10 protein-coding genes and 1 pseudogene are annotated in these 12,366 nt (G+C 73.3%); 2 read left to right on the forward strand and 9 right to left on the reverse strand.

The genetic code is table 11. From position 1 onward, the window contains the following. Window positions 1-89 precede the first annotated feature (89 nt). From cobT to OG710_RS03790, 6 genes are all read right to left on the reverse strand, one after another. On the reverse strand, window positions 90-3,875 hold the full coding sequence (gene cobT / locus OG710_RS03765) for a nicotinate-nucleotide--dimethylbenzimidazole phosphoribosyltransferase (RefSeq protein WP_330238067.1): 3,786 nt from the start codon (window positions 3,873-3,875) through the stop codon (window positions 90-92). Between the two features lie 332 nt (window positions 3,876-4,207). Beyond that, entirely contained in the window at window positions 4,208-5,443 is a 1,236-nt protein-coding gene (cbiE, locus tag OG710_RS03770; RefSeq protein WP_330238068.1) for a precorrin-6y C5,15-methyltransferase (decarboxylating) subunit CbiE, read from the reverse strand. A gap of 109 nt (window positions 5,444-5,552) precedes the next feature. Then, entirely contained in the window at window positions 5,553-6,239 is a 687-nt protein-coding gene (locus OG710_RS03775) for a GNAT family N-acetyltransferase (protein WP_330238069.1), read from the reverse strand. A 103-nt stretch (window positions 6,240-6,342) separates the two neighbouring features. Beyond that, entirely contained in the window at window positions 6,343-7,200 is an 858-nt protein-coding gene (locus OG710_RS03780) for a MetQ/NlpA family ABC transporter substrate-binding protein (RefSeq protein WP_330238070.1), read from the reverse strand. Window positions 7,201-7,270: 70 nt separating this feature from the next. Then, window positions 7,271-7,939, reverse strand: coding sequence for a methionine ABC transporter permease (locus OG710_RS03785; RefSeq protein WP_111333868.1), 669 nt, complete (start codon window positions 7,937-7,939; stop codon window positions 7,271-7,273). Continuing rightward, the gene (locus OG710_RS03790; RefSeq protein WP_330238071.1) at window positions 7,936-8,997 is read right to left on the reverse strand and encodes a methionine ABC transporter ATP-binding protein; all 1,062 of its coding nucleotides are present in this window, start codon (window positions 8,995-8,997) and stop codon (window positions 7,936-7,938) included. The genes OG710_RS03785 and OG710_RS03790 overlap by 4 nt, the downstream gene beginning before the upstream one ends. A 602-nt stretch (window positions 8,998-9,599) precedes the next feature. Here OG710_RS03790 and OG710_RS03795 point away from each other — a divergent pair. Both OG710_RS03795 and OG710_RS03800 read left to right on the forward strand, forming a co-directional pair. Continuing rightward, window positions 9,600-9,959 (forward strand): hypothetical protein, encoded by a 360-nt coding sequence (locus OG710_RS03795; RefSeq protein WP_111333864.1) that lies wholly within the window; start codon window positions 9,600-9,602, stop codon window positions 9,957-9,959. A 2-nt stretch (window positions 9,960-9,961) separates the two neighbouring features. Next, the gene (locus tag OG710_RS03800) at window positions 9,962-10,399 is read left to right on the forward strand and encodes a hypothetical protein (protein WP_111333862.1); all 438 of its coding nucleotides are present in this window, start codon (window positions 9,962-9,964) and stop codon (window positions 10,397-10,399) included. Between the two features lie 64 nt (window positions 10,400-10,463). On the opposite strand, the gene OG710_RS03805 is transcribed toward OG710_RS03800, so the two are convergent. The 3 genes and pseudogenes from OG710_RS03805 to OG710_RS03815 form a co-directional block, all read right to left on the reverse strand. Continuing rightward, the gene (locus OG710_RS03805; protein WP_330242146.1) at window positions 10,464-10,970 is read right to left on the reverse strand and encodes a GNAT family N-acetyltransferase; all 507 of its coding nucleotides are present in this window, start codon (window positions 10,968-10,970) and stop codon (window positions 10,464-10,466) included. 51 nt (window positions 10,971-11,021) lie between these two features. Continuing rightward, window positions 11,022-11,139 (reverse strand): annotated as a pseudogene (locus OG710_RS03810) (sigma-70 family RNA polymerase sigma factor); the annotation flags it as partial. Window positions 11,140-11,173: 34 nt separating this feature from the next. Next, the gene (locus tag OG710_RS03815; protein WP_330238072.1) at window positions 11,174-12,331 is read right to left on the reverse strand and encodes a glycerophosphodiester phosphodiesterase; all 1,158 of its coding nucleotides are present in this window, start codon (window positions 12,329-12,331) and stop codon (window positions 11,174-11,176) included. Window positions 12,332-12,366: the final 35 nt, after the last annotated feature.

Below are 12,366 nucleotides of genomic sequence, written 5' to 3' on the forward strand. Positions count from 1 at the left end.
CGGCGAGCCTTGTCCCCTCCCCGCCCCTTCCCGAACCGGGGCTCCGCCCCGGACCCCGCGCCTCGAACGCCGGCGGGGCTGAAATCGGACTACTTCTCCGTCACGCCCGCCGAGTCGAAGGTGGCCACCTCGTGCATCGCGCGGGCGGCGCTCTGCACGATCGGGAGTGCCAGGAGTGCGCCCGTGCCCTCGCCGAGGCGGAGGTCGAGGTCGACCAGCGGGCGCAGGCCCAGCTTGTTGAGCGCGGCGACGTGGCCGGGCTCGGCGCTGCGGTGGCCGGCGATGCAGGCCGCCAGGGCCTCCGGGGCGATCGCGCGGGCCACCAGGGCGGCCGCCCCCGCGCTCACTCCGTCCAGGATCACCGGTGTACGGAGCGAGGCCCCGCCCAGCAGGAAGCCGGCCATCGCCGCGTGCTCCAGGCCGCCCACGGCCGCCAGCACGCCGATCGGGTCGGCCGGGTCCGGCTGGTGGAGTTCGAGGGCCCGGCGTACCACGTCGATCTTGCGGGCGTGCATCTCGTCGTTGATGCCGGTGCCCCGGCCCGTCACCTCGGCCGGGTCCATCCCCGTGTACACGCAGATCAGGGCGGCCGAAGCCGTGGTGTTGGCGATGCCCATCTCGCCCGTCAGCAGGCCCTTGTTGCCCGCCGCCACCAGGTCGCGGGCCGTCTCGATGCCCACCTCGATGGCCGCATGGACCTCTTCGCGGGTGAGCGCGGGGCCGGTCGTGAAGTCCCCCGTGCCCGCCCGTACCTTCCGGGGCAGCAGGCCCGGCGTCGCGGGCAGTTCCGCGACCGCGCCCACGTCGACCACGCACACCTCGGCGCCCACCTGCGAGGCGAACGCGTTGCAGACCGCGCCCCCGCTCAGCATGTTGGCGATCATCTGGCCCGTGACCTCCTGCGGCCACGCCGTGACGCCCTGCGCGTGCACCCCGTGGTCACCGGCGAAGACCGCGACCGCCGCGGGCTCCGGGATAGGCGGCGGGCACATCCGGGACAGCCCGGACAGCTGCGCCGAGATGATCTCCAGCATGCCCAGCGCACCGGCGGGCTTCGTCATCCGCTTCTGGCGTTCCCACGCCTCGCCGAGCGCCTTGGCGTCCAGCGGGCGGATGTTGGAGATCGTCTCCTGGAGCAGGTCGTGCGGCGCCTCGCCGGGCAGGGCGCGGCGGCCGTACGTCTCCTCGTGGACGACCCAGGACAGCGGGCGGCGCTTCGACCAGCCCGCCTGCATCAGCTCCGGGTCCTCCGGGAACTCGTCCACGTACCCGACGCACAGGTACGCCACGATCTCCAGGTGCTCCGGCAGCCCCAGCGCGCGTACCATCTCGCGCTCGTCGAAGAAGCTGACCCAGCCCACGCCGAGGCCCTCCGCGCGGGCCGCCAGCCACAGGTTCTCCACGGCCAGCGCCGAGGAGTAGGGGGCCATCTGCGGCTGCGTGTGCCGGCCGAGCGTGTGGCGGCCGCCGCGGGTCGGGTCGGCCGTCACCACGATGTTGACCGGCGTGTCGAGGATCGCCTCGATCTTCAGTTCCTTGAACTGCTTCGCCCGTGCCTTCGGCAGCGACTTGGCGTACGCCTCGCGCTGCTGCTGCGCCAGCTCGTGCATCGAGCGGCGCGTCTCGGCGGACCGGATGACCACGAAGTCCCACGGCTGCGAGTGCCCGACGCTGGGCGCCGTGTGCGCGGCCTCCAGGACGCGGAGCAGCACCTCGTGCGGGATGGGGTCGCTGCGGAAGCCGTTGCGGATGTCGCGGCGCTCCCGCATCACCCGCAGGACCGCCTCCCGCTCGGCGTCGTCGTAGCCGGGCGCGGGGGGCGTCTCGTCGCCCGGGTCCGGGGTCTCGATGACCTCGGGCCCGGCCTCGGGCTGTATCGACCGACCGGGGTCGGGGGCCGCCTCGGCGGCGGGGGCGGCCTGCGCCGCCGGTACGGGCTCGGCCTCGGCGGCCGGGGCGGGGTCCGCAGCCTGGGGGGCCGGGGCCTCCGGGGCGGGGGCGGCCTCGGCAGGCTCCTCCGCTGCGGCGGGTTCGGCGGCCTGGGCGGCGGGCTCGGGCTGCGCGGTCTCCGCCGCCGGGGCCGCCTCGGCGGCACGGTCGGCGTCGGCGGCCGGTACGGGCTCGGCCACGGCCGGCTCGGGTTCGGCGGCCGGGGGTACGTCTGCGGCCTCGGCGGCAGGAGCGGCGGGAGTCGCAGCGGCCTCCGGGGCCTGGGCGGGCTCCCCCGCCACGGCGGGCTCGGCCTCGGCGGCCTGGGCGGCTTCAGCAACCGGGGCGGGCTCAGCGGCCGGGGTGGCCTCAGCGGCTGCGGCGGGCTCCTCGGCTGCGGAGGGCTCGCTGGGCTCGGCGGCCGGGACAGCGGCTTCTGCGGCGGGGTCCGCGACCTGGGTCGCCTCCGCTGCCGGGGCCGCCTCTGTCACCGGAGTCGCCTCTGCCGCCTGGGCGGGGTCGGCAACCGGAGCAGGTTCCTCCGTCACGGCGGGCTGCGCCTCGACGGCCTGGGCGGGCTCAGCGACGGGCGCGGGGTCGGCAGCCTGGGCGAGGTCCGTCGCCTGAACGGGGTCCGTCGCCTGCGCGGCGTCGGCGGCCGGGGTGGCCTCCGGGGCCGGAGTGGTCTCAGCGACATCTGCAGTCGGCGCGGGGTCCGCGCTCGCAGCGGGCTCCTCCGTCACGACGACCTCGGCGGCCTCGACGGCCTCGACGGCTTCCGCGGCCTCAGCGACAGGAACGGCCTCAGCGGCCTGGGCGGGCTCTGCGGCCGGAACCGGCTCTGCGGTTGCGGCCGGGGCCGCCTCCGGTGCGGTGGCCGGGGTGACGGCTTGGACCTGTGCCGCCTCGGCGGCCGGCGTCGGCTCCGCCACCACGGCAGCGTCCGCATCCGGTACGGGCTCGACCACGGCCGCCTGGGCGGCCTCCGCAGCCGGGGCCTCCTCCGCCACCGCAACGGTCTCGACGACCGGCGCGGGCTCCACGACCGCGACCGCCTCGGGGGCGACCACGGCGGGGGCGGGTTCCACGGCCGCGACCGCCTCGGGGGCGACCACGGCGGCGGACGGCTCCGCCGGTGCCACGGGCTCCACGACAGCGGTGGCGGCAGCCGCCACCGGCTCCACGACCGGGGCCGGCTGCGCGACCGGCTCGGCCACCACGGCCGGCTCCGACACTGCCTCGGGCGCCGCCGGGGGCACCGGCGCTGCCGGAGCGACCGTTTCTGCTGCCGGCGGCGGGGTCGGCGCCGGGGCGGTCCACGCGTGGGCGTTCTGGGGCGGGATCGCGCCGAGCTGCGGGCCCGGAAGCGGCTCGGGCTGCGGCTCGAAGTACTCCGGTTCCGCAGGCGGCGGGCCCGCGTGGCGGGCGGTCGTCTGGGTCTGGGCCGGGCCGCGGTCGGCCAGCGAGCGGACCACGCCGGCCCCCGACGTACCGCCGTAGGTCGGCTCGGGCGAGGCCGGGCCCCGGTGCAGCGGGCGGCGCGCGGCGGCCTGCGGCTGCGGGGCGGGCGAGGGGATGCGGACGGCCCCGACGTCCACGGCGCCGGAATCGCGGCCTCCGGACTCGTGGCTGCCGGACTCGTGGCTGCCGGGCAGCGGCTCGGCGTGCTGCGCCGCGTACGCCGGAGGCTGCTCCTGGAGCTGGACGGGACCCTGGGCGTGCGCCGGGTCCGCCGGCGGGTACGCGCCGTGCGCGCCGGTGTTGTCGGTGTAGTGGTGAGGGGCCTGGACCGGCTGGGGTTCGCCCCAGGCGCCCTGTGCGCTCGGCATCAGCAGGAGATCGTCGTCCTCGGGGGTGTAGGAGTCCGGCGCGGGGACACCCGGCTGCTCCACCGTGCCCCCGTTCTCCGGCAGTCCCTCGGCCGGGATCTGGCCGGTGTCACTCATGCGTTCCCCTCGCCCATCGTCAGTGCTCCTTCGGCCCGTCGCCCTGGCACGCCCGGACACGGCACGCGGTGCTCGTCCGGTGGAACGAGCGGGCGCGCCGCGCGGCACGAATCGGTCGCGGACATCCTGCATTCTCGCGGTCGTTCGCCGCCGCGGCAGGTCATTTCGCCACGGCTCGCTGTGGACTGCGCCACGTTGCGCGTTCCAGGGTGTTGCCGTACCACAGCCAGGGCCAAAACGGTCCCCTTTTCCGGACATTGACGAACGAAGCGACGAACGTCCGGGAGCGGTGCGACGATCGGCCAGCCTACCTCGCACCGCATGCGGACGGGTCAGGGGGCAAGGTCCGAACGCAGTGCGGAAAGGAGAAAGACGACCGTGCGTTCGCGCTCCGACCAGGCGGTCGTGTCGAGTTCGACGGACTGGAGGAGCGAGCAGGCGACCGTGTAGCCGTTGCCGGCCAGGGCGGCGCCCAGCGCCTCCGCCTCGTCGCGGGTGGAGGCATGGGTGACGATGCGTTCCGGGCGGCGGTCGGCGACGGCGGTGACGACGGGGACGCCGCCGCCCCCGATGCGTACGACGTCGGGTTCGGGCAGGCGTTCCAGTACGTGCGGGGCGCGGCCCTCGACGACCTGGAGCTGGACGCCGAAGGCGCGGGCGGCGGCCGCGGTGCGGGCGCAGGCGGCCGGGTCGCTGTCCACGGCGAGGACCGCCGCGCCGAAGCGGGCCGCCTCCGCGGCGAGCGCGCCACCACCGGAGCCGATGTCCCAGACGAGGTCGCCGGTGCGGGGGCCGAGGTGGGCGAGTTGGGCGGCGCGCAGCACGGGGCCCTCGCCCTCGCCGCCGTCGCCGGAGGGGCGGGCGCCGGGGTCGGGGTAGGCGGTGGCGGGCAGGGCCCAGCCGCGTACGCCCTGGGGCTGGGCGGGGTGGCGGCCCGCGATCCAGGCGGCCTCCTGCCGTTCGGGGCCGCCGCCGATGACGATGACGACGTTGGGGTCGCGCCAGACGTGGTCGGCCGCGGTGTCGGAGGTGACGACGGTGACCTGTTCGCGGTCGGTGCCCAGTTCCTCGCAGATGACGAAGGTGCGGTGGACGCCTTCGAGGAGCAGGGCGAGTTCGGCGGGGCCCGCGCCGGGCGAGGTGAGGACGGCGACCTTGTGGTGGGCGCGGCAGACGTTGACCGCGCGGCGCAGGGTGCGGGGGTGGGCGACGACCGTCTGGGCGTCCTCCCAGGGCATGCCGGCGCGGGCGAAGGCGGTGGCGACGGAGGAGACGGCCGGGACGACCTCGACCTCCAGGCCGTGTGCGGGGGCGCGCAGGGTGCGGACGACGCCGAAGAAGCCGGGGTCGCCGTCGGCGAGGACGACGGCGCTGCCGCGGTGGCCGGCGATGCGGCGGGCGGCGAGGTCCACGGAGCCGAGGCGGATGCGTTCGGCGCTCCCGGGCACTTCGGGCAGTGCCAGGTGGTGGGGGGCGCCGGCGACCAGGGTCGCGGCCGAGAGCGCGGCGGTGGCCGCTCTGGTCAGGGGTGAACCGTCCCAGCCGATCACTGTGACCCGGTCGGCCATCTTGGTGTCAGTCTCCTGGAGTCGTCGCAGGCGGGGGCGGTTTTCCCGGGGGCGGGCAGGGTGAGGTTACCCGGTCCTCCCGGCTGCGGGGCGCCGGGACCCGGCCGGGTCAGTTCCAGTCGTTGTAGGTGCCGTATCCGCCGGCGTCGGCGAGCTGTTCGGCAACGCCTTCGAGGTCTTCGGGGAGCAGGCCCCAGACGATGAGGTCGGTGCGGATGTCGGTCCAGCCGCCGTCCGTGCCGTTCTCGGTCCTGGTACGCGCTATGCGGGCGTTGCGCAGGACGCCCTCGCTGATGCAGCCGAGCTTCTGGGCGACCTGCTGGGAGGCGGTGTTGTCGGCGGCGGTGCGCAGTTCGATGCGTTCGAAGCCCTGGTCGCGGAAGAGCCACTGGGCGACGGCGAGCACGGCCTCGGTGGCGTATCCCTCGCCGCGGGCCCAGGGGGCGGTGATGTAGGCGGCCTCGGTGGACAGGGTGCGCCAGTCGGTGTTGCGCAGCCGTACCGAGCCGACCAGGCGCTGGGTGAGGAATTCGGTGACGGCGAGGGCGATCCCGTCGCCCTTGGTGCGGTGGCCGGGGGCGATGCGGCGGACCCAGCGTTCGGCGTCGACCCGGGTGTAGGGGTGGGGCGCGTGGGTCCAGGCGGTGACGAGTTCGTCGTTCATCATCTCGATGTACGCGGGGATGTCCGCCATGTCGAATGGGCGCAGCACCAGCCGGTCCGTGCTGATGGAGATGTCCGGGAAGGTGGAAGTCATGCGCCGCTCCATGCCGAAGACCGTGTAAATGCACAGCATGCAGCATCGCGGGGGCGGCGCGCATGGCCGGGTCCGCACGGCGGAGCCCCGCACCCCCCTGGGTGGGGTGTGCGGGGCTCGTGGGGCAAGTGCCTTGCGGGGGTCAGGACTTGGCGTTGCCGAAGGCCGGGATGACGGAGCCCTGGTAGGTGTCCTCGATGTACTTCTTGACCTCGTCGGAGTGCAGGAGCTTCACGAGCTTCTGGACGCGGGGGTCGTTCTCGTCGCCCTTCTTGACGGCGACGATGTTGGCGTACGGGTTGCCGTCCGCCTTCTCCAGGACGAGGGCGTCCTTCGCGGGGCTGAGCTTGGCCTCGATGGCGTAGTTGCCGTTGATGACGGCGGCGTCGACGTCGTTCAGGGCGCGCGGGACCGTGGCGGCCTCCAGCTCCTTGAACTCCAGGCCCTTCTTGTCGGTGATGTCGCTCAGCTTGGCGTCGGAGCCGACGCCGTCCTTGAGGGTGATGAGGTCGTTCTCGGCGAGCAGCTGGAGCGCGCGGCCCTCGTTGGTGGTGTCGTTGGGAACGGCGATGGTCTGGCCGGGCTTGATGCCGTCGAGGCCCTTGACCTTCTGGGAGTAGAGGCCGAGGGGTTCCAGGTGGACGGTGCCGACGGAAACCAGGTGGGTCTTCTTCTTGGCGTTGAAGTCGTCCAGGTAGGGCTGGTGCTGGAAGAAGTTGGCGTCGACCTGGCCGCTCTCGGTGGCGGTGTTCGGCAGGACGTAGTCCGTGAACTCCTTGACCTCCAGCTTGAGGCCGGCCTTGTCGGCGAGGTTCTTCTTGACGAAGCCGAGGATGTCGGCGTGCGGCGTCGGGGACGCGGCGACGACGAGCGCCTTGGAGGTGTCGGCGTCGCCGCCGCTCTTGCCCGCCGGGTCGGAGTCCGTGCCGCAGGCGGTGAGGCCCAGGGCGATGGCGGCGGTGGCTGCGGCAGCGGCGGTGTACTTGATGGTGGTACGCACGAAGAGTGCCTCTTTCAGGTGGTGGTGGTGCGCCCGGACAAGGAGTGCGGGCTCGGTGGGGAGGGAAGTCTCAGGTGGTGCGGCCGCGGCGGGCCAGCAGCCGGACGGCGAGGTCGCCGATCAGCTGGACGAGGGTCACGATGACGATCAGCAGCGCGACGGTGACGAGCATGAAGCGGTTGTCGAAGCGCTGGAATCCGTAGGTGACGGCCTTGGAGCCGAGCCCTTCGCCGCCGACCGCGCCGGCCATCGCGGAGTAGCCGATGAGCACGATGACGGTGGTGGTGATGCCGGAGACGAGGGACGGCAGGGCCTGCGGGAGGAGGACCTTGCGGACGATCGTCGGGATGGAGCCGCCCATGGACTGGACGGCCTCGACGAGTCCGTGGTCGACCTCGCGGACGGCCGTCTCGACGAGCCGGGCGAAGAAGGGGATGGCGCCGACCGCGAGCGGCACGATCATGGCGGTGGGGCCGATGAAGGTGCCGACGACCCAGGTGGTGAAGGGGATCAGGGCGATCAGCAGGATGATGAACGGCAGCGAGCGGCCGATGTTCACGATCACGCCGACGATCTTGTTCACCGGGGTGTTCTGGAGCAGTCCGCCCTTGTCGGTGAGGACCAGCAGGACGCCCAGCGGCAGTCCGCCCAGGACGGTGACGACGGTGGACCACAGCACCATGTAGAGGGTGTCGACGGTGCCCTGGGACAGCAGCGGCTGCATTTCGGACCAGGTCACTTCGCCCCCTCCTTGATGAGCGGTGCGGTTGCGGGGGCGGTCGTGGTGACGGGTTCGGCGTCCACGATCTCGGCCTGGAGGCCCTGTTCGCGCAGGAAGCCGATCGGGACGACGTTCTCCTCGAACCGGCCGGGCAGCTCGATGCGCATGCGGCCGATCTGCCGGCCGCCGACGGTGTCCATCGCCGCGCCCAGGATCGAGATGTCGATGTTGTAGGTGCGCGAGAGCTGGGAGATCACCGGGCGGGCGGTGGCCTCGCCGTGGAAGGTGATGTCCACGACGGTGCGGTCGGCCGCGGAGGGGGTGCCGCCGACGGGGAACAGTTCGTGGGCGAGTTCGGAGCCGGGGGTGGCGAGCAGTTCGCCGACGGTGCCGGACTCGACGACGCGGCCGCCCCGCATGAGTGCGGCGGAGTCGCAGATCGTCTTGACGACGTCCATCTCGTGCGTGATGAGCAGGACGGTGAGGCCGAGCTGCTGGTTGAGGTCGCGCAGGAGCTGGAGGATGGAGCGGGTGGTCTCGGGGTCCAGGGCCGAGGTGGCCTCGTCGGAGAGGAGCACCTTGGGGTCGCCGGCCAGGGCGCGGGCGATGCCGACGCGCTGCTTCTGGCCGCCGGAGAGCTGGGCCGGGTAGGCGGTGGCCTTGTCGGCGAGGCCGACCAGGTCGAGGAGTTCGAGGGCCTTGCGGGAGCGCTCGCGGCCGGTGACGCCGAGGATCTCCAGCGGGAGTTCGACGTTGCGCTGCACCGTGCGCGAGGCCAGCAGGTTGAAGTGCTGGAAGACCATGCCGATGCGGCTGCGTGCCTCGCGCAGTTCGCGGCCGGCGCGGTGGCCGCGGCCGGCGAGGGCGGTGAGGTCCCGGCCGTCCACGGTCACGGTGCCGGAGGTGGGGCGTTCCAGGAGGTTGACGCAGCGGATCAGGGAGGACTTGCCGGCGCCGCTGCGGCCGATGACGCCGTAGACCTCGCCCTCGCGGACGTGGAGGTCGACGCCGTCCAGGGCGGTGACCTCACGGTCGCGCGACCGGTAGACCTTCGTCAGGCCCGTCGTGGTGATCACAGGGGTTTCCGTCACTGTCGAGTGCGCGGCGCGGTGTCCGCCGGGCACGGGGCATGCGTCCAGGGGGTGATCCGGACGTTTTCGATCGGACGTTCCGAGCGGTTCCGGGGCGGCCGGGCGCGGCGTTCACCGCGGGCCGGGGCCCGTGCGGGCTCGTGCCGCTGGGTGCGGACGGCCGGGAGGAAGGGTGTTTCGCTTCGGGGCGCGAGGCTCGGTCGTGGGCCCTCAGAAGGCGCGCATTCGACACATACAACGAGCACCGGGCGTCGTGTTCGCCTCGGTCGCAAGGGTGCGGCTGCTCGTCGTGGTCATGGGCACAAGTAAAACAGACCCGGACTGACGGTCGAACCGTTTGTCCGAATAGCGGACACTCACGGACAGGGCCGCACCCCGACCCCGCACCCGGCGGCGAATTCCAGCCATACCGCTCTGACCTGCGACGATAGCGGCGGCGGCTGGCCGGTTCCGGCTGCTGCGGCGTGGCGGGGGTGGGCGCCCGCTGTGGTCAAGGCCACGGTCACCGGCCCGTCCGCCCGCGACTCCGGGGCCCGGCCCGCAGGGGCGCACGCGGTCGTCCCGGCGCCCCGTAATACCCTCGGCACATGCTCGACGCCCTGACGGTCGCGGTCGCCGCGGCCGCCCTCGCCCTCGCCGCCTGGTGCGGACACGCCGCATACCGGGACCAGCCCACCAAGGACTGGCACTTCATCGGTATGGCCGTCGTCTCGCTGCTGGCGCTGGCGCAGCTGGTGACCGGGATCGTGCAGCTGGCCCGCGGCGAGCGGCCCGAGCAGGGCATGACCATCTTCATCGCGTATCTGGCCGGGGCGTTCCTCGCCGTTCCGGCGGCGGGGTTCCTGTCGCTGAGCGAGCGGACCCGCTGGGGTTCGGTGACGGTGGCGGCGGGCGCGGTCGTCCTGGCCGTCCTCGAAGTACGGCTCTACGACATCTGGGGAGGCTGACCGTGGCCGACACCGACACCACGCCGGCGACGGCCGCCGACGAGAAGCGGCCGTTCGACCTGAGCCGCGGCCCCGGCCGGGTCCTGGTCTGGTTCTACGGGGTGTTCACCGTGGCGGCGGCGTCCCGCTCGATCGTCCAGATGATCCTGGACTTCGACCGCGCGCCCCTGGCCTATGTGCTGTCGGCCGTGGCCGCGGCGGTCTACGGCTTCATCACGTACTCGCTGGTGCGCGGGGGCGAGCGGGCCCGCCGGACGGCGCTGGTGTGCTGCGCGGCCGAACTGGCCGGAGTGCTGGTGGTGGGGGCGTGGACGCTGGTGGAGCCGTCCGCGTTCGCCGATGCCACGGTGTGGTCGTACTGCGGCCGGGACTACCTGTTCATCCCGGTGATCCTGCCGGTCACCGGGATGATGTGGCTGCGCCGCGCCCGTACCGCGTAGCGGCCGGAACGCGGCGCCCGCCTCGTTCGCACGAAGGCGCCGGACGCCCGTTCGTACGTAAGCGCTAGGCGCTGGCGACGTACGCGCCGGGGGCCCGGGCGTCCTTCTCCAGCAGGATCATCATGACGCCGTCGCTGCCGGTGGCGTTGCCCACGGTGGCGTATCCCGCGCGCCGGTAGAGGCGCAGGTTGCCCTCGCTGCGGTGGCCGGTGTGCAGCCGGAAGCGGGTGGCGGCGCGCTCCTCGGCGAGGCCCGCCTCCGCCGCGCGCAGCAGCCGGGCGCCGAGGCCGTGGCCGCGCAGCCGGGGGTGGACGCAGAGCTTGCCGATCCGGCCGGTGCCCTCCTCGTCGGTCGAGCCCCGCACGGAGCCGACGATCTCGTCGCCGAGGCGGGCCACGTACACCAGGTTCTCGGTGATCTCGGCGCGGACCGAGTCGAGGGTCTGGACGAGCGGGTCGATGCGGTAATTGCCGTACAGCTCCGCCTCGCTCTGGAAACAGAGGTACTGAAGCTTCAGAATCTCTTCGGCGTCCTGTGCGCCCGCCGCCGAGATGGTCACGCTCATGCCCATGTGCGCATGCCTCCCGCTCACCTGATCCGCCGGTTGTCTTCCGCTCCTTTCCCGAAGATCAGGAGCGACAACCTCCGCCGGGGAGCATTCTGCGCAGACATCCAAGGCGACGGGAACGGATGGGGCCCAAACTCCGCTGTGACATACCCAACTCCCCTGCGATGTGACGGGAACGGGTGTGCAGGGGAGCCGGGCCCCCCGTCCTAGCGCCGTGCCGCGAAGTCCGCCGCGGCGAGCAGCGCGGTGTCCGGGTTGTCGGAGAAGACGCCGTCGATCCCGGTCGCGAAGTACGCGGCGAACGCGCCGAACGCGTCCCCGTACGCGTTGGGGTCGGTGCCGCGCCGGAAGTCGGCGGGCAGGAAGGCGTTCTCGTTGCGCATGGTGTACGGGTGCAGGACGAGGCCACGGGCGTGGGCGTCGCGCACCAGAGTGGTGGGCTCGGTGAGCCGGCCGGAGGCGTCCTTGGGGATGATCAGGTCGAGGGTGGGGCCGATGCCCTGGGCGAAGGAGGCCAGCCACTTCAGGCCCTTCGGCGTGATCAGGTCGTCCGTGGTGCGCGGGTCGCCGGACACCTGGAAGTCCCACGGACGGCTGCCGGCGCCGGAGAGGAGCACGATGCGCGGGGTGGCGACCAGCTTCGCCAGGCGCTGGACGCTGCTCGGCTCGAAGGACTGGAGGATCACCGGGGACTGGGCGCGGTGGCGTCCGTAGCGGCGCAGGAGCTTGGCGAGCGGCTCCTCCAGGCCGAGGCCCAGGCCGCGGAAGTAGGTGGGGTGCTTGGTCTCGACGTACAGCCAGACGGGCTTGGAGCGGCGGCGGCCCTCGCGGTCGGCCCAGCGCAGGACCTCCTCGAAGGTGGGGACCTCCCAGCGGTCGTCGTAGAGGGTGTTCTTCTGGCGGTTGGCCGGAATGCGCTCCTTGGCGCGCAGCGTCTTCAGTTCGGCGAGGGTGAAGTCCTCGGTGAACCAGCCGGTGAGGCGGACGCCGTCGACGGTCTTGGTGGTGCGCCTGTTCGCGAACTCGGGGTGCTCGGAGACGTCCGTGGTGGCGGTGATGTCGTTCTCGTGGCGGCAGACGAGGTGGCCGTCGCGGGTCGGGACGAGGTCCTGTTCGATGATGTGCGCGCCCAGGTCCAGGGCGAGCTGGTAGGAGCCCAGGGTGTGTTCGGGGCGGTAGCCGCTGGCGCCCCGGTGGCCGATGACCGTGGGGACCGGCAGGTCGAGGCGGTGGCCGCCGTGACCGCCGTGCCGCCCGGCCGCCTGCGCCGTTGTGGTGACGCCCAGGGCGGCGGTTCCCAGGACCGCCGCTCCCGCCCCGATGAGGGTCCGTCGTCCCGGCGCGGCCTGCGCACGCTCTGTCATGAATGCTCCTCGCATGTGATGTACGGCACCTGTCG

This window comes from Streptomyces sp. NBC_00525, assembly GCF_036346595.1.
Taxonomy (GTDB): domain Bacteria; phylum Actinomycetota; class Actinomycetes; order Streptomycetales; family Streptomycetaceae; genus Streptomyces.

What these genes read in the sequence shown, in the direction of transcription:
- OG710_RS03805 (WP_330242146.1), bottom strand. Translation starts at nt 10,970, where the DNA reads ATGGGCATGAGCGTGACCATCTCGGCGGCGGGCGCACAGGACGCCGAA.
- OG710_RS03795 (WP_111333864.1), top strand. Translation starts at nt 9,600, where the DNA reads ATGCTCGACGCCCTGACGGTCGCGGTCGCCGCGGCCGCCCTCGCCCTC.
- OG710_RS03775 (WP_330238069.1), bottom strand. Translation starts at nt 6,239, where the DNA reads ATGCTGTGCATTTACACGGTCTTCGGCATGGAGCGGCGCATGACTTCC.
- OG710_RS03815 (WP_330238072.1), bottom strand. Translation starts at nt 12,331, where the DNA reads ATGACAGAGCGTGCGCAGGCCGCGCCGGGACGACGGACCCTCATCGGG.
- cobT (WP_330238067.1), bottom strand. Translation starts at nt 3,875, where the DNA reads ATGAGTGACACCGGCCAGATCCCGGCCGAGGGACTGCCGGAGAACGGG.
- cbiE (WP_330238068.1), bottom strand. Translation starts at nt 5,443, where the DNA reads ATGGCCGACCGGGTCACAGTGATCGGCTGGGACGGTTCACCCCTGACC.